At 56.6% G+C, this 15,819-nt stretch carries 16 protein-coding genes and 1 pseudogene; 3 read left to right on the top strand and 14 right to left on the bottom strand.

What is annotated here, in order from left to right; genetic code table 11:
* Positions 1 to 5 precede the first annotated feature (5 nt).
* The 3 genes from EF096_RS08560 to EF096_RS08550 all read right to left on the bottom strand — a co-directional run bounded on the left by EF096_RS08560 (position 6) and on the right by EF096_RS08550 (position 4,997).
* The gene (locus EF096_RS08560; RefSeq protein ID WP_123889218.1) at positions 6 to 272 is read right to left on the bottom strand and encodes a DUF4212 domain-containing protein; all 267 of its coding nucleotides are present in this window, start codon (positions 270 to 272) and stop codon (positions 6 to 8) included.
* A 220-nt stretch (positions 273 to 492) separates the two neighbouring features.
* Entirely contained in the window at positions 493 to 2,364 is a 1,872-nt protein-coding gene (locus EF096_RS08555) for a bifunctional metallophosphatase/5'-nucleotidase (protein ID WP_123889217.1), read from the bottom strand.
* A 116-nt stretch (positions 2,365 to 2,480) separates the two neighbouring features.
* Positions 2,481 to 4,997 (bottom strand): membrane-bound PQQ-dependent dehydrogenase, glucose/quinate/shikimate family, encoded by a 2,517-nt coding sequence (locus EF096_RS08550; RefSeq protein WP_123889216.1) that lies wholly within the window; start codon positions 4,995 to 4,997, stop codon positions 2,481 to 2,483.
* 92 nt (positions 4,998 to 5,089) lie between these two features.
* Between EF096_RS08550 and EF096_RS08545 the strand changes: the two genes are divergently transcribed.
* Positions 5,090 to 5,776: a DUF4197 domain-containing protein gene (locus EF096_RS08545; protein WP_123889215.1), complete on the top strand. Its 687-nt coding sequence runs from the start codon at positions 5,090 to 5,092 to the stop codon at positions 5,774 to 5,776.
* A 57-nt stretch (positions 5,777 to 5,833) separates the two neighbouring features.
* Here EF096_RS08545 and EF096_RS08540 read toward each other — a convergent pair whose 3' ends face one another.
* The 8 genes and pseudogenes from EF096_RS08540 to EF096_RS08515 form a co-directional block, all read right to left on the bottom strand.
* Positions 5,834 to 7,135: a serine hydrolase domain-containing protein gene (locus EF096_RS08540; RefSeq protein WP_158611251.1), complete on the bottom strand. Its 1,302-nt coding sequence runs from the start codon at positions 7,133 to 7,135 to the stop codon at positions 5,834 to 5,836.
* Positions 7,136 to 7,277: 142 nt separating this feature from the next.
* Positions 7,278 to 7,439 (bottom strand): hypothetical protein, encoded by a 162-nt coding sequence (locus EF096_RS20270; protein WP_158611250.1) that lies wholly within the window; start codon positions 7,437 to 7,439, stop codon positions 7,278 to 7,280.
* Positions 7,440 to 7,605: 166 nt separating this feature from the next.
* Positions 7,606 to 8,355: a MauE/DoxX family redox-associated membrane protein gene (locus tag EF096_RS08535; protein WP_123889213.1), complete on the bottom strand. Its 750-nt coding sequence runs from the start codon at positions 8,353 to 8,355 to the stop codon at positions 7,606 to 7,608.
* A gap of 160 nt (positions 8,356 to 8,515) precedes the next feature.
* Positions 8,516 to 9,214 carry an RES family NAD+ phosphorylase gene (locus tag EF096_RS08530; protein WP_123889212.1) on the bottom strand — a complete coding sequence of 233 codons (699 nt, stop codon included), beginning with the start codon at positions 9,212 to 9,214 and terminating at the stop codon, positions 8,516 to 8,518.
* Positions 9,208 to 9,609: an MbcA/ParS/Xre antitoxin family protein gene (locus tag EF096_RS08525; RefSeq protein ID WP_123889211.1), complete on the bottom strand. Its 402-nt coding sequence runs from the start codon at positions 9,607 to 9,609 to the stop codon at positions 9,208 to 9,210. Before EF096_RS08525 ends, EF096_RS08530 begins: the two co-directional genes overlap by 7 nt.
* An 82-nt stretch (positions 9,610 to 9,691) precedes the next feature.
* Entirely contained in the window at positions 9,692 to 10,303 is a 612-nt protein-coding gene (locus tag EF096_RS08520) for a class I SAM-dependent methyltransferase (RefSeq protein ID WP_372237874.1), read from the bottom strand.
* A 48-nt stretch (positions 10,304 to 10,351) separates the two neighbouring features.
* Positions 10,352 to 10,753: pseudogene (locus tag EF096_RS20565) on the bottom strand (DUF1810 domain-containing protein); the annotation flags it as partial.
* 24 nt (positions 10,754 to 10,777) lie between these two features.
* The gene (locus EF096_RS08515; RefSeq protein WP_123889209.1) at positions 10,778 to 11,704 is read right to left on the bottom strand and encodes a LysR family transcriptional regulator; all 927 of its coding nucleotides are present in this window, start codon (positions 11,702 to 11,704) and stop codon (positions 10,778 to 10,780) included.
* A 141-nt stretch (positions 11,705 to 11,845) separates the two neighbouring features.
* Here EF096_RS08515 and EF096_RS08510 point away from each other — a divergent pair, with 141 nt between their 5' ends.
* Positions 11,846 to 12,244, top strand: a complete 399-nt coding sequence (locus EF096_RS08510) for a RidA family protein (protein WP_123889208.1) — start codon at positions 11,846 to 11,848, stop codon at positions 12,242 to 12,244.
* A 148-nt stretch (positions 12,245 to 12,392) separates the two neighbouring features.
* On the opposite strand, the gene EF096_RS08505 is transcribed toward EF096_RS08510, so the two are convergent.
* The gene (locus EF096_RS08505) at positions 12,393 to 13,004 is read right to left on the bottom strand and encodes a LysE family translocator (protein ID WP_123889207.1); all 612 of its coding nucleotides are present in this window, start codon (positions 13,002 to 13,004) and stop codon (positions 12,393 to 12,395) included.
* A gap of 226 nt (positions 13,005 to 13,230) precedes the next feature.
* On the opposite strand from EF096_RS08505, the gene EF096_RS08500 reads away from it, so the two are divergent.
* Complete coding sequence (locus EF096_RS08500) at positions 13,231 to 13,812, top strand: hypothetical protein (RefSeq protein ID WP_123889206.1); 582 nt, start codon at positions 13,231 to 13,233, stop codon at positions 13,810 to 13,812.
* A 221-nt stretch (positions 13,813 to 14,033) separates the two neighbouring features.
* Here EF096_RS08500 and EF096_RS08495 read toward each other — a convergent pair whose 3' ends face one another.
* Complete coding sequence (locus tag EF096_RS08495) at positions 14,034 to 15,089, bottom strand: flavin monoamine oxidase family protein (protein ID WP_123889205.1); 1,056 nt, start codon at positions 15,087 to 15,089, stop codon at positions 14,034 to 14,036.
* A gap of 415 nt (positions 15,090 to 15,504) precedes the next feature.
* A partial coding sequence (locus EF096_RS08490; protein ID WP_148079644.1) for a transposase occupies positions 15,505 to 15,819 on the bottom strand: 315 nt, incomplete at its 5' end.

Genomic DNA, 15,819 nt, shown 5'->3' with positions numbered 1-15,819 from the left:
TGTTCTTATTCTTCGTGGAAGTCGTATTTGCGATCGAGCTTGTTCATCTTCCAGACGTACACAAAGATGAGGATCACAAAGGTATAGATGGAGCCCTGCTGGGCAAACCAGAACCCGAGCGGGAAGCCGAAGAACTGGATATTATTGAGTAGATCGACGAACAGGATGCCGGCACCGAAGGATACCGCGAACCAGATGACCAACAGGATCATCATGAACCGCAGGTTTTCCCGCCAGTAGCCGCGCGCCGCGTCTTCTTTTGACAAGGACATTAGCGTCTCCAATTTTTGTTGTTATTACCCTCAACAAGGTAGCACCCGACTAGGCACCAGGAGACTAAGACTTTGGTCGCGTGCGCGATACAGGGCTGCGATATGCAATATAAAGCGCATTAAAAAACCCGTACAACTGATTGATTAAAATCACTTATACGGGCTTAGACTAGAAACAGAAGCAGGCACTTAGACTAAAGCCTCATGCCTGTCATCAACGTCAATCCATCAAGGTAGATCCGCTGGCATTGATCACCTGTTGGTGTGAATAGTCAGCGCGCAACGGCGGGCTTACCATGCCGGTTTTAAGCAGATAGTCGACCAGGCTTTGGGTGTACAACAGGAAGGTATTGGTTGTGCGTCCATCGTCGGTTACCTCTCCCAGGGTGGTATAACCATCGCGGCCTTCGGCAATAAAATCATTGGTTACCATGACGTAGGTTGTGGCTGGTTCAATGGCGACCCAGCTTCCGCTGCCGTTTTTCACCTCTACATTACTGAAGCGCGTGCCTTTTGGCTGAGATAAATCCAGGTCCCAGCGCAGGCCGGCAGCGTATGGCTGAGAGCCGGTAGACTGAGCAGCATCCAGGTGATTGCTGACGGCGTCTTCTAGCGCGTCAACGACCTCCTGCCCGGTGATATCCAGCTCCACCAGTACATTGGTAAAGGGCAGCAGGGTAAATGCGGTGTTATAGGTTATATCACCGGCTGACATCGGAACCCTTACACCACCCGCGTTCTGCAGTGCAAAGTCGGCACGCAGGCTCGCGTCCAGAAACGCCTCCGCAACCAACTGCGCAGCATCGCTGCCTTTGGCCAGCAGGTTCGCGTTCTCGCAACCTGCCACCCCGGCACTGCGATTGGTCGATTCGCCAGGCACCCGTACCAGGCAGAAAGCCTCATTGGCAAAGCCAATCACTTCGGCCTTTTTCTCATCAATACGACTGCGGTAGTTATCCAGCGTGGATTCAGCATTTGCGTCCGGCGCTACTACGGTGACTTCGGGCACATTCTCCAGCAGTGCGATCAGATCGGCTTTTTCGCCTTCATCTACCGCGATAAAACCACCATTGCCGTCGGACTTCTCAAAGCTATCGCCAATCACCAAAGATGCCTGGCCGGTACAGCTTTCAACTTTGCCTGCAGCATCAAACTCGACCTGCATCAGACCAAAGGCCTTGGCATATTCCCACGCCTGACCGATACACACGGTATCACCATCCAGATTTGTCACCTGCGTCGGATAAGGCCCTGACGCGCTGTAACCCACCGAGTTGAAATCGCCCAGTAAGCTGTGCGAGTCGCCACCGATGATCACATCCACCCCCGACAGTTTGGCTGCTATAGTCTTGTCGTTTTCGTAGCCCTGGTGAGTCAGCAGCACGATATGCTCGACGCCCTGCTCTTTCAGGTCATCGATGGCATCTTGCGCGGCCTGGGTTTCATCCAGAAACACGGTGCTGTTTAGCGGGCGTGAGGAGTTCTGCGTCTTGCCTTTGATGTCGATACCGATGATGCCCACCTTCTGCCCGTCCACTTCCTTGATGGTATAAGGCTTGATGTAGTCATCTTCAGCCGCTGGAGCCAAAGGCGTGCCAACTGCGGGCTTCACATTGGCTGCCAATACGGGCGTATTGCACTCATCGCTGGCCAGTGATTCGAGAAAGGTCTTCAGGCCTTCGTCACTGTCATCAAATTCGTGGTTGCCCAGAGCAAAGGCATCAAAACAGACGGTGTTCATCATCTGCGCATCAGCTTCACCCTGATAAAAGGTGTAATACAGCGTACCGGTGATAGCGTCACCGGCGTGCAGTTTGATCAGATTGGGGAATTGCTCCTCGGCTTCAGCGAAGAGTGTAGTGAGCCGTGAAAAACCGCCCAGCTCAACCTGCATGTCCTTGCCATCCAGGCGCATGCTGGTGCCAGCAAAGGGCTCGAGCTGAGAGTGATGGTCGTTTACATGGGCAATAGAGAGGGTAAGCCTGGAATCGGCAGAGGTGTCTTCTTCCTTTTTGTCACTGTCGCTGTTACAGCCGACCAACGACAACGACAACATTGCTCCCAGCAAACTCTTGCGCGGTAGATCCAGCATGACTGACTTCCTGTGTTTTGACTAAAAGTCAGAACACCCTATTCAGTCTTGGTTACCTCACCGTGGCTGTTTCATGACGGAGCCATGAAACAGCCATCAGCAGTAAAGCCAAAGGTTTACTCTTTTGGCAACGCGTAGGCGATTACCGCGTCGCCCGCTTTGGTGCCGGTTGAACCATGCCCACCGGCTACCACCACCAGGTATTGACGACCGTCCGCCCCCAGATAAGTGGAAGGCGTAGCCTGGCCGCCAGCTGGCAAGCGTGACTTCCAGCGCTCTTCACCCGTGCGCAGGTCATAACCGCGAACGTAGTAGTCCAGGGTGCCGCTCAGGAAGGCGACGCCGCCACGGGTAACAATAGGGCCACCGATGCCGGGCACACCCATCTCAAAGGGCAAGGGAACCGGCGCCAGATCGCGCACAGTGCCGTTCACTCGCTGATAGCGGGTTTCACCTGTAGTCAGGTCTACTCCTGCCACATAGCCCCAGGCTGGTGCCTGACAAGGCAAGCCAACGGGTGAAGTGAATGGCCCCATGGTGGTTGCGTAAGGCGCACCAAAGTTTTCATTGATGATCGGCTCACCCTCTTTGGTCACGATGCGACTGGTGCCATCATCGCGTGGCGTCAGCTTGGACGTGAACGCCAGGTAAACCGGCATGGCGAACATGATCTGACGATCAGGATCGATCGCTACCGCACCCCAGTTGAAGGTCCCAAAGTTGCCTGGGTAGACCAGCGTGCCCTGCTCCGACGGCGGCGTGTAGCGGCCTTCATAGCGCAGTTGCTGAAACTGGATGCGGCACGCCAGTTGGTCAAACATGGTCGCGCCCCACATGTCCTTGCCGGTCAGGGTTGGCGGATTGAACGAAATCGCCGATACCGGCTGCGTCGGTGCAGTAAAGTCGCCTTCGGCTGCACCCTGGGGCACAGGTACTTCGGTTACCGGCAGCACAGGCTCACCCGTCACCCGGTTCAATACATAGATTTCACCCTGTTTGGTCGGTGCTACCAGCGCCGGAATGCGCTGCCCCTGAATATTCAGGTCGACCAGACTCGGCTGTGCCGGTACGTCGTAGTCCCACAGGTCGTGATGTACGGTCTGGAATACCCACTCGACTTTGCCGGTGCTGGCATTCAGCGCCAGGATCGAGGACGAGTACTTTTCTACCGCGTCATTGCGATTGCCACCAAACTGGTCAGGCGACTGATTACCCATCGGCAGATAGACGATATCCAGCTCAGGGTCGTAGCTCGATACGCTCCAGGAGTTAGGCGCATTTTCCGAATAGGTATCACCCTCGGCGATAGGCGCGGTGGAGTCCGGTTTTTTGCTATCGAAGTTCCATACAAGGTCACCGGTATAGATGTCGAAGGCCCGAATAACGCCGGATGGCGAAGTAGTCGACGCATTATCATTAACCGCGCCGCCGACAATGATGACCTTATCAGTCACGACCGGCGGTGACGTGGAGTAGTAGGAACCGGGCGTCACATTAGGCATGTTAGCCCACAGGTTCACGGTGCCATCATCGCCACCAAAACCAGGGCAGATGCTGCCGTCTTCGGCGCTTATTGCAATCAGGCGACCATCGGATGTCGGCACAAACAAGCGTTTGCGGCAGATACCGACCGCGCCACCCGCGTAGCCAACGTCACGCTTGACCTGTGGATTGGCATCGCCAGACATAGCCTGACCGGCCGCCACGTTCTGGGCAACGCCAGCTGCTTTGTCCGTCACCTCAGAGGCGCTCATCTGCAAGCGTGCAGCGTTGTCCATACCATTGTTATTAACGGCTTGCGCCTGCTCTGCCGCAGGGCCTGCATCATGATAGGACACACCACGGCACGTCATGTGCTGCGTGGTCACCGTCGGTGGTTGCTTGAGCTGTGGATCAAAGCGCCACAACTCTTCACCGGTGGTCGGATCCAGCGTAATCACCGTACCAAAAGGCGTGCACAGGTACATGCGGTCATCCACCACCAAGGGAGTTACCTCATAGGTAGTCTCACCCGGGTCCGCGCCATCGCGAATTTGCCCGGTGTGATAACGCCACACTTCCTGCAACTCGCCCAGATTGTTGGGGGTAATTTGCGCCAAGGGAGAAAATCGCTGGCCGGCGGCCGTGCGACCATAGGCATGCCACTCACCTTCGGGCACAGTATCAGCCGCCACCTGCTCGCTGACGGGTGCAGTCATGCGCTCTTCGCTGAAGGCGCCCGGAATTCCCTGGGTTTGAGTCAAGGCATACCCGGCAACCCCCGCCGACACCAGCAGCGACAGACTCAGCATGCCGGTATAAGCGATCTGACTGGTCTTGTAGCGCATACTGCGGCGCACAGCCGGTATCAGCAAAAGTACGCCCAAGCCAAAAAGCAGGCCACCACGCGGCGTCAACGCCCACCAGTCAAAGCCCACTTCCCATACTGACCAGGCCAGCGTCGCCAGGAGTGCAACGGCATAGACCATCAGCCCCACTGCGCGCTTGGCCAGCAGCAACAAACCCGCAGCGGCCAACAGTAGGCCCAACACCAAATAGAACCAGCTGCCTCCCAGCACACCTAGCCAAGTGCCACCCACAACACAGGCAAGAGCACACAGTAATATCAGCAGTGCGATTAGAACGCGCAGCATAATTCCTCCAGTATTTCAGAATGTTTCAATGCCGTCATTGTAGCTGATGCGCTAAGCTTTGACTTTAACCTGACCTATTCAGAGGGCTGCTCATGCCGCGTTTATCGCTATTTGCTATTTTGTTTACCTCACTGATTTCGACATCCGTCAGCGCCCTTTCACTGTCTGACCTCAGTCAACAGGATGCTGGTGCGGGCCTCAAGGACGCGCTGATTCAGGGTGCCGACATGGCGGTGAAAGAGTTGAGTGCCCCTGGCGGCTTCAGCGACAACCCGGATGTGCGTATCGAATTACCGGGCAATCTTGGCAAAGCGTCCCGTACCCTGAAGATGATGGGCATGGGCGGACAGATCAGCCAACTGGAAGATAAGATGAATCAGGCAGCAGAGGCAGCTGTGCCCCAGGCCCAGAGCCTGCTGGTAGAAGCTATTCGCAACATGAGCGTGCAAGATGCCAAAGCTATTCTGACCGGCCCCAATGATTCCGCCACCAACTACCTGGAAAGCAGCAGCCGTGATCAGATTCGCGCCCTGTTCTTGCCGGTCGTCAAAAATGCCACTGACCAGGTGGGCCTGGCGCAGCAATACAATACCTTTGCCTCGCAAGCCGCCAACTTTGGCGTTGTCGACAGCAAGGACGCCAGCGTCGAAGGCTACGTGACAGAACGCACACTGGATGGCTTATTCGAAATCATGGCCGCGCAAGAGGCAGACATCCGCAGTAACCCGGCGCAGGCAGCAACCAACATCGCGAAACGCGTGTTCGGTAGTTTGCAATAGGCGTTAACGCTCGCTTGATCACTAAACAACGCCGCACTTGGAGTGCGGCGTTGTCGTTCAGCCCCTCAGCAAATCAGCTAATGCCGTGGTAACGCGTCGCGTCATATCGTAGGTGTAGTCGTTGGTCGCGATCGGATGCGAGCCTAGGCGCACCAGACTCAGCTCCGCGCCCGGATTCACATGCACCAATTGCCCATGCACGCCCATAGCCTCAAATACCCCGTCCGGATTGTGCGCTACCCACCACTGATTGTGATAGGAATAGCCGTCCATGCCCGCACGACCAAAGCGCGCAAAAGCCTCACGATCAGCACCACGCTGAATCTCCTCGATCAGTTCTGCCGGTACCACCTGCTGGCTGTTGTAGCGGCCATTCTGGCGCAGCATTTCGGCAAACCGGCCAAGGTCACGCAGGCTGGCATTCAACCCTGCCCCAGCCCACTCGGTACCTTTGCCATCCAGCAGAATGTAGGCATCCTGCTCGGCGCCCAGCTTGCTCCAGATACGCTCTGCAATCTGTTGCGCCAGCTCCTTGCCGCTGACGCGACGAATAATCCAGCCCAGCACCTCGCTGTGCACGGTGCGATAGACAAAGTGCTCGCCATGCGCGCGAGCGGCGCCAATCGAGGGCAGGTACTGGTACAGACTGGCGGGCCCGGTCCAGTCAGGGTGCTGAGTGATACCAGCAGACAGGCCGTAGTTGATCACATCAGAGGTGCCGTCGGCGTAAACCTCCGAGTACTTCACATCGGCTGTCATATCGAGCACTTGCTGAACGGTTGCGCCCGCCCAGCCGGACTCCGCCAGTTCTGGAATATGCTCAGTCACCAGCGACTCTGCGTTCAATTCACCTTCCATAATCAGCATATTGGCAACCAGCCCGGTAAAGGACTTGGTTACCGACCACAGCATATGCGGGCTCTGCTCCGCCGCCATATTCGGGTAGGTCTGGTACACCACCTGCCCCTTATGGATGATCAGGAGCGCATCGGCGTAGGACAGGTTCAGAAAGTCAGCGAAGGTAATGTGCGAGCCATCACTCAGTTCAATTGAGAGTGCGTCGATGGCCTTCTGCTGCTCGTTGCTGACCGGTAGCTGAGTTACCGGCGCCCGACCGCAGGCTATCTGGCGGGAGGGGATCAGCTCGCGCATATGCTGAAAGGCCCAGCGCGTTTTGGGAAATTGCGCCAGGTACTCAGCGCGCGTTATCTGCTTATCCGCTGGCGGCGGGAAGCCTTGCATATAATGCAGCTTACTCAGGGCGACGCTGGCGGAATCCGGAAAGCTGGGCGTATCTGACTTTGCAGGCGCACAAAAAATGCGCGACTGTTGCGCGGCGAAACCAACGGCGTTAAGCATGGCTGATCCAATCCTGTCTTGTTGTTGTGTGGTTGCTTGCCTCTGCATTGAAGCTAATCAGCCCGCACCTGCAATGCAAGCGACTGAAAACGCAACCGCCAACGGGATTGGTCAGCCATAAGCGCAGTGAATGCGCAGACGCTTATTCGTCGTCCTTCAGTCGCTTGGCAAGTTCACCGGCATCTACCTCATTCAGATCTTCGCTGGTGACCTCACCTTCCCACTTGCTGTGGGGGGATTCCTCCTCAGGCGTAGGTTTATGCGGCAGATTATTTTCACCGGGGTGTTTTTGATCAGTCGTCATACTTACCTCCTGGTGGGCCGAAAGTGAGCGGCCCTGTAACTGTGATAGCGGATTGGCCCATAGGTTCGTAAAAGGTTACCGCCAGTAATCATACCGAGTGTGGCTCATGACCTCAGACTTACAACCGCCCCGCTCCTGCCGTCGCGTTCTGCACGCTGGGGCAGGCCTAGCCAAGCGAGCTAACAAGCATCCAAATAGCCATACCTACCATCATCAGATTCTCCGTCAGTGAGATAAAGCCGAGCGGCACATTGCTATCGCCGCCCACGCAGGCGCACTTCAGCTCACGCTTATCCACGTACACCGCCTTGAACACCGACACAGCCCCCACGCTACCAATAACCAGCGCGACCGGAATAGCCAGCCACAGCAACGCCCCGGCGATCATCAAAATGCCAGCTAGCGCCTCACCGAAGGGGTACAGATAGGCGTACCGCACCCAGCGCTGGGCCAGCAGGTCGTAGCCAAGAAACATGTTGGAGAAACTCTCAAGATCGCGCAGCTTGAGGATGGCCAGGATGCACATGGAGATAGCGACAAACCATTCCAGCGCCCGGATGGAAAACAGGGTACCTAGCGACGCCCAACTGACGCCCAGCGCCATCAAAAACGCCACCGCAAACACTGCGATAACCGGTTGGTAGGTCACCTCGTCAGGGTCTTTCACTGACTTGCCCAGATACCGGCGCAACTCGTCATAACCACCAATATGTTCGCCGCCAATAAAGGTTTGCGGGGTGGTCTCTACCTCATGCGTTGCCTTGAAGCTCTCAGTCTCATCGCGGGTTGTGAGCCAGTGATCATCTACCTCATAGCCCTCACGCTTGAGTAGATCGAGCGATTTGAGCCCGAACGGGCAGATGTGATCTTTCATTACCATGCGATAGAGTTTTGCGTCGCGTGAATGCTCCGTCATGTCGTCACCTCGCGTTTGGGCTGCACGTTGGCGCGCAGCTTTTATAACTGTTGCAACGAATGTCGACAGGCTATCCGGCGGGAATGTTCAATGAGTCTTCGGGCCCAGGCCTGCGGGGCCAAGGATGGCCGCCCCAGACTGGACTGTGTTTAATCCGGCATCAGCCGATGCGGGTGGAGAGCTTATGCACCGCGGCGATCTCGCCGCTCCAGATCATCTCGTAATGCGCGGTTTGCACTACCGACACCACCTGCCGAGGGGTAAATAGCCCCCAACAAACACCTTCTGGCTGGCGCACCGAGTGGAAGCGCAGCCCGGTTGCCTGCGTTTTCAGGGCGCTGCTCCCCAACTGGCGGGCAGCCGTGTAATCGGTGGGTGAATAAATCGGATCTTCAGGGGATACGGTCAGCGCATCCAGCGTGCCGACCTCATCAAAACGCGCCGTCAGGCCACGAAATACAAAACGCTCGTAGCGCAGGTCGGGTACCTGAGACCAGTAAGCCTGTTGGTGATAACGCACCTCAGCGATAGCAGCCTCCATGGTGTCTGCCAAGTACAACACCCCAAAAGAGCCATCACTAAAGCGCGAGCCGTCGGGGCTCACATGGGTAAAGGGGGCAGTCGCGTAGGAGCAACCGGGAATACCGAAGGGAATATCGTTACGTGGCAGCTTGTCCAGGCTACCGGCCTGGCTCAGCATGCGTGGATTGGTCAGCGCCTGCAGCGCATACAGCTCCTCAAACTCATCCACACTGGCCACATCATCAAAGATCGCAATCGGCGGATATTTCGAGTGCACCAGACGATACGCGCGAATACTCGCTGCCGGTAATACGGGCAGCTCGCTTGCCGTTACCACTGGCCACCACGCAAGGCATCGATGCGCCGAAAGGTCTCATACACGGCGATGATATCGCCCTCACCCATCACCTCAAGCGGTGACCGACCAAAGAAAAACGCGTTGTCATTCGGCATGCGCATGAAGCCATAGAGGTTTTCCGGATTATCAAAAATCATCCGCAACGCCGCATGAATGTTGAGCACAAAACTCACGCGGGACAATTGATCACGGTCCAGACTGATCGACTTGATGCCGTCCTTGCGCTTGGCGCGCGCATAGGTGCTGTGTGATACCCGCAGTATCGCCTGGCCCTGCTCACCGCTGGCGCCCCATTTATCGAGAATGGCGACGGCAGCACGCAGGCCGGTGGCCGCGGTATTTTTGCCCGTGTCGGTAGCGGTTGCAGGTAGCATATTCAAGCCCAGCAAAGAATGTATCTATAGACACTAATCCACATAAAACCTATTTGCAAACACATTATTGAGCTTACCAGACTCAGCGCTTTTCGCGCCGCCAAACGCTAGCCAACCAAGGCTGGTGCTCGCGTGGCAAACCCGCTGGCCGGTAAAAGTGCTCCAACTCGGAAAAACCCGCGGCGTGCATCAGCGCTTGCCAGGTTTCCAAGCGGTAATAGGCCGCGTAACGGTCGCCGGTCCAGCCTTCCTGATCGTCACCCCGTGGATTGGAGCAGAACAACACGCCGCCTGGCTTGAGACTCTGATGTAACTGCCGCAGCGCAGTGGGCAGTTTGCGGCTGGGGACATGAAAGAGCGCGGCATTGGCAAAAATGCCATCAAAGCGCTGCGCAGGCAGATCCAGTGCCAAAAAGTCCTGTAGCCACACCTCGCACCCACTGTCTTCGCGGGCCATGGCCACAAAGCGCTCGCAGCCATCCAGTCCCGTCGCGTGATGGCCCAGCGCGGTAAAACGCTGCAAGTCACGCCCCGGCCCGCAACCCACATCCAGAATCTGCAAGGGTGCTGGCGCCTGAATATGCCGCAGCAAAGCATCCATATTCTGGCTCACATCGTGATCGCGCGTCCCTTCGCGAAAGCTTTCTGCGTTGAGCTGATAATGCTGCAGGGTAAGTTGGGCCAGCCGCGTCAGTTCATCCTGCGCCCCAGGCGCGTACCCTGCCCCGGCCAGCTGTAGCGTTTGCTCATCGTGCTCACCGGCAAAGAACGCTGTCAGCACCTCGGCAAACAACGGATTTTGCGGCGCAGCCAGCGCGAACAGCGTCATGCTGGAGCGCAGCTTCAGATCATCCGGCGTACCCAGAATCTGCCGGGCCGAGCGCTCACGCCAGCCAAGCAACGTCTGCGCACACTCCTCCAGCCGTTGGCCCAACACCGGGTGATCAAGATAGGCACGCGCCTCATCAATACCCGTAATGGCGTAGCGCTGAGCCATATCACTGCGCCCCAGCCCCGTCATCTGCGGAAATACAAACCACATCCAGTGCGTTTGCTTGTGGCCAGCCTTCAGCTCGGCCAACGCGTTTTGGTAGGTATCAGCTTGCGCGTCGAGAAAACGCTGCAAGTAGTAAGGATCAGACATAGTTTTTGCGGCTCCGGTCGGCAGTCATGTGGGGCGGCGGTCGGCCACGGGCGCGTGCTCTGCCATCAGCTCGGCGACCCAATCGATAAAGACCCTTAGCTTCAGGCTGATATGCCGGTTGGGCCGGTACGCAACGTACAGCGGCATAGGCTCCAGCGTCCAGTTCTCGAATAGCGCTACCAGCCGGCCGTCTGCCTCGTGAGTGCGCGACATATACCTGGGTAACCAGAGCACACCGAGCCCGGCCAGGCCCGCCGCAAGATAGGCAACGCCGTCGTCCACGGCCAGTGCGTGCTGGCCATTGATGTGCAGCTGCTCGGTCTTGTTGCGCAAGGCATAGGGTAGCGCCCGGCCAGTGCGAGCCCATAAAAAGCCTACGGTACGGTGGTGCGTGCCTTCAAGCTCCCGGGGGTGTGCGGGCGTCCCGGAGCGCTCGAGGTAACTCGGGGCGGCAAAGATCCCCATTTCTAGATCGCCTACCTTGCGCGCCATTAACGATAGATCGGTCAATTCGCCACCGCGCACCACGCAATCGACGTTCTCATCAATCATATCCACCACCCGATCGCTCACACCCATATCGATCTGAATATCCGGGTAACGTGTATAGAAAGAGGGCAACGCCGGCACCAGAATCAAGCTCGCCAGCGGACTCGGCACATCCACTCGAAGCCGCCCCGAGGGCAATGCGGAAGCGCCAGGGAGGCTGGTCTCGGCCTCTTCCAGCTCAGCCAACAGCTTGATCACCCGCTCGTAGTAAACCGCGCCATCGGCAGTCACGTTGACCTTGCGGGTTGTGCGGTTCAGCAACTTGACGCGCAGCCGCGCTTCCAGCTGCTGCACCAGCTGCGTAACGGTCGTCTTGCTCATGTGCAGGGTTTCAGCCGCCTTGGTAAAGCTACCCGCCTCCACCACTCTGGCAAAGGCCTGCATCGCATCAAAACGGTCCATTTTTGCCTCGGTTAGCCAGCGGATTGTTTGGGATTCACAAACAGTGAAGGCTACTTTTGCTCGTTTATCGCCCAGGCGCAAGCGCCTAGAGTCTGCTCATCGGGCTTTAACAGCCAGCCACAATCCATTGAAGAGGTAGTTATGAGCAAACGTGACGTAGTCTTTCCCGCGGGGCGCCATGCGCTATACGAGCAACACCACTACTCACCGGCCATTCGTTCCAACGGGTTTCTATTCGTCTCTGGGCAGGTGGGCAGCAAGGCAGACGGCACACCCGAGCCAGACCTGCTGGATCAGGTAGCGCTGGCGTTCAAGAACCTGAATGCCATCCTGGAAGCGGCCGGCAGCAGCTTTGACGATGTAGTAGACGTGACCGTGTTTATCGTCGACCCGCAATCACGCTTCGAGACTATCTGGCCTACGGTAGTGAAAAAGCATTGGGGCGCAGCGCCCTACCCCAATATTACCTGCGTGGGTGTAACTTGGCTGGCCGGGTTCGACTTTGAGATCAAAGTCATTGCCAAGCTGCCTGAGGCGTAACGCTGCCCTCGCGCGCAGCACCAACAGCTATCTGCCAGCGCTCCTCGTGCACTGTTCAGCGCTTTGCTGGCAGATAGCATCAACTACCCCGCCTTCTCACTGCTAAGCCCTGCATTTGTATCCGAGCAACGACCCACCTCATGGCGCATTAGGTGCGCAGTGGGAGCGCGATACCAATGGCGATAAACGCTGCGCCGCAGCCCTGATTGAATCGACGCCCGACCCGCGTCAACCAGATGCTGATTCGGCTCGCCAAGCTGGCTACCAGCAACTCGATACTGAACTCGACGACGGCAAAGGTGCTCGCCAGCACGGCAAACTGGATCAACAGGCTGCGCGTTGGATCAATGAATTGGGGCAGGAAGGCGACGAAGAACAGAATCACCTTGGGATTGCTGATGGCAGCCAGCAGGCCCTGCCTAAACAGCACCCTACCGGACTTGGCTACCACAGCTGAGCGAGCGGGTAACCCGATGGGTGGCGAGCGCCAGATTTGTATGCCAAGCCAGACCAGATAAGCACCGCCCACCCATTTCAGGACGCTCAACCAGAACAGCGATGATTTAAGTAAGGCCCCAATGCCAAACATCGACACCGCGATCACCATGACGAAGCCAACGCAACCACCGATGATGGTGTAGAGCGCCATGCGGCGACCGTACAAGGCGCCATGGGAAAGCGCCAACAGGCCGTTAGGCCCCGGAGAGAGAGACAAACCAATCACCGCCAGAACGTAGATCAACCAGGTTTCAAATTGCATGTATTGGTTCCATGGCAGCCTTACTACTCTGATATTTTCGTTCTGCCGTTCAAGGCTTGGGCAACGCCCATAGCCCCCAGCCAACGGCATTGCCTGAACGAATCCACGTAAAGTTACATTTAAAACGCAGTTTTTACGTTCACTTTGTTGTCATATGAATAATTCCCGCGCTGCAGGATGCATCCGACGCCGGTATGAATGCGGTCAGCCTAAGCGAGACAGTCAAATGAACATACTTCGTAGTGTCGCCCTTTTTGGCATTTCAAGCCTGTTGCTCAGTGGCTGTGCCAATAACCTCTATGCCAGCCCCTACAACTCTGCGCCTCAACAGCATGCTCAGGTATACCAGTCGCAGCCGCGGGTAATCATCGTACAGCCAAACCGGCAGACGTATGGCCAATCCACGCGCATCTACGGCCAGCAGGGCCAAGTGCAGCAATACAACTATTACCCCGGCCTACAACATCAGCAGCCGAGGCAGCATCAGTTGCCGCAACAATATCAACAGCCCAGTTATGGCCAGCAACCCGGGTACAACAGGCACAATCAATACAATCAGCCTCGCGATCGTTGGCCGCAGCACCAGCGCCCCAGTCAACAGCAAAATAACCAATATCAACGGCCGGATTACCGCGCACAACAACAGCGGTACAAAGAGCAGCGTGCCTACGAGCGTGAAATTCAGATTCGGAACCGCGACAGCATGCTGCGCAATTCCCGGCCACTGCCGTATCAACAGAGCCCACCAAGTAATCAGCATCGCAACTACGGCAGCGATATTCGCCAGCAAGGTTCAGGGCGCCATTAATAAGCAGCTCGGAAAACCGACCTTAGATGACTTCTATATAGAGAGAATGGCCGAGCCGATCAGCCTTAATAAGCAAAACAAAGAGGGTGCAATGCGCCCTCTAGTTAGCCGATTGTGAATTGATCGGTTTTTAAACTTCCATATCCTTGCCCAGCTGGCGCCAGGTCAACAGCCAAGAGAGTGGCAAGCGCAGCAGCGTTTCACCGGCTGTTTTCTTGTCGTCATTTTAGCCCCGCCAACACCCTCTCTACTGCAGCCAGCGCGCCTTCCATATAGCCGCCCTGCTCAACCGCTGCCTCGCTCCCGATCAATTGCACGCGGCCTGTCCATGGCGGTGCGAACGTAAACCTGGAATCCAGTGAACCATGCTCGCCCGATGAGACACGGTCCTGCGCGGTTGCCGTATAGGGATCAGCCGCCCAGTCGTAAACGGAATCGTCAATCGGCTCTGCCGCCTGCTCACCAAACAAACGCACCATCTGAACACGGCAAGCAGCTTTAAGCTCAAGCGCACTCAGACCTGCCCGCTGCGCGGCATTAACCCCGAAAAAGCCAAATAACGCAGCGCCCTGTTCATTGCACGCGTCGTGAATTTCAGCCAAGGGGCCAATACGACTGAAGGCATCACCCGATAACCCCGCCTCACGCCAAAACGGCGTGGCATAGCGGGCGACATATTTAGCGTGCGCAGCCATCCACGTAGGTACCGCCGTCAGCTGCTGCACATTTTGCTCAGGCAGCGATGGGCTGAATTGAATGCCGGCTGCCAACCGAGGCGGTAACGCCAGCCAACTATGCGAGTAGACCGGCAGTTGGGCTAGCGTGCCAGCAAACACTAGGCGCAATCCCTGCTCTTCCAGATGCACGGCCTGCAGCTCAGCGTTCAGGTGCATATGCTCTCGCGGCAACAAGCCCGCGAGTGCCCGCACCAATTGACTGGTTCCGCCCTCAACGCGCATCGACGTATTACCCGGTAGATACCCCGCGCCACGCACAGCACCCGTAGCCCGGTCCTCCATCATGGTCGCTCCGGTGGTGTATTGCTCAAACACCGGCAAACCCAATTCAGACACCAGATTATGCATACGCAACTGAAAGTCCGGCCAGAACCACGAAGGCCCAAGATCAAATCCACCGGATTCGGTAGAGAGAATACGGCCGCCTAGCCGATTGCGCGCCTCAAAAAGATCAAACGCGATGCCCTGCTTACCCAGCCGGTAGGCGGCATACAGCCCTGCCAAGCCACCACCGATAATGGCAATTCTTGTTTCAGACATGGGTTACCTCGGAAGGGGGAAAGGCAATTTTTCAAGATGACACATTAACTACGTCATTTGAGCCGAAGCAATCTTATGGAAATGTTCATCTGTCCTTGGTTTGTTCCAATTTGATCCGGTCACTTAGCCTTCTTCGCAGGGCTAGAAGCAAGCTTACAGAAAAATGGAATTCGCAACGGCTGAAAAGCTTCAGACCAACCTACCACCCTTTTCCTATATGGCTGGCATCGAGAGGCAAGGATCTGACCGGTAACGGCCCAGAGTGTGTAAAAACACTTTCCGTATGTTGGAGGCCTACGCACAGCGCTCTTGGGCGAGGCGATTTCCCGAACATTTGCCAAGGTCAGCCCCGGTAGCGCGTCAGATCGTGTATGAAGCGCTTTTGCACCTCTTTGGGGCAGTAAAAGCTGGGTTTTTACGCCGCCATCGCCTTCAACAAGCCTTCGGTGCCGATGATTTTCATCACCCGCTTCAAGTTATAGGCGAGCACATTCAAGCTCATTTCTGCGCTCACCCCGTTCAGTTTTCGAGTCAGGAAGTGCGTTGCCCCCATCCATTGTTTGAGCGTCCCGAAGGGATGCTCAACAGTCCGTTTTCGAACCTTCATCATCTCCGGTGCTTGATTCAGCTGGCGTTGCACTTCCTCCAGCACAGCTTCATGTTCCCAGCGCCTTACCCGACGATTTGTGCTTGGCGTGCACTGGGTTTTCAGGGTGCAACTCTGGCATTT

The organism is Pseudomonas neustonica (assembly GCF_003797945.1).
Taxonomy (GTDB): domain Bacteria; phylum Pseudomonadota; class Gammaproteobacteria; order Pseudomonadales; family Pseudomonadaceae; genus Halopseudomonas; species Halopseudomonas neustonica.
The sequence above is the reverse complement of the archived record's forward strand: the minus strand, read 5'-3'. Positions and strand labels throughout refer to the sequence as shown.

Bases quoted from the DNA above. Each gene is read 5' to 3' on its own strand.
- EF096_RS08560 (WP_123889218.1), bottom strand. From the start codon at position 272: ATGTCCTTGTCAAAAGAAGACGCGGCGCGCGGCTACTGGCGGGAAAAC.
- EF096_RS08555 (WP_123889217.1), bottom strand. From the start codon at position 2,364: ATGCTGGATCTACCGCGCAAGAGTTTGCTGGGAGCAATGTTGTCGTTG.
- EF096_RS08550 (WP_123889216.1), bottom strand. From the start codon at position 4,997: ATGCTGCGCGTTCTAATCGCACTGCTGATATTACTGTGTGCTCTTGCC.
- EF096_RS08545 (WP_123889215.1), top strand. From the start codon at position 5,090: ATGCCGCGTTTATCGCTATTTGCTATTTTGTTTACCTCACTGATTTCG.
- EF096_RS08540 (WP_158611251.1), bottom strand. From the start codon at position 7,135: ATGCTTAACGCCGTTGGTTTCGCCGCGCAACAGTCGCGCATTTTTTGT.
- EF096_RS20270 (WP_158611250.1), bottom strand. From the start codon at position 7,439: ATGACGACTGATCAAAAACACCCCGGTGAAAATAATCTGCCGCATAAA.
- EF096_RS08535 (WP_123889213.1), bottom strand. From the start codon at position 8,355: ATGACGGAGCATTCACGCGACGCAAAACTCTATCGCATGGTAATGAAA.
- EF096_RS08525 (WP_123889211.1), bottom strand. From the start codon at position 9,609: ATGCTACCTGCAACCGCTACCGACACGGGCAAAAATACCGCGGCCACC.
- EF096_RS08515 (WP_123889209.1), bottom strand. From the start codon at position 11,704: ATGGACCGTTTTGATGCGATGCAGGCCTTTGCCAGAGTGGTGGAGGCG.
- EF096_RS08510 (WP_123889208.1), top strand. From the start codon at position 11,846: ATGAGCAAACGTGACGTAGTCTTTCCCGCGGGGCGCCATGCGCTATAC.
- EF096_RS08505 (WP_123889207.1), bottom strand. From the start codon at position 13,004: ATGCAATTTGAAACCTGGTTGATCTACGTTCTGGCGGTGATTGGTTTG.
- EF096_RS08500 (WP_123889206.1), top strand. From the start codon at position 13,231: ATGAACATACTTCGTAGTGTCGCCCTTTTTGGCATTTCAAGCCTGTTG.
- EF096_RS08495 (WP_123889205.1), bottom strand. From the start codon at position 15,089: ATGTCTGAAACAAGAATTGCCATTATCGGTGGTGGCTTGGCAGGGCTG.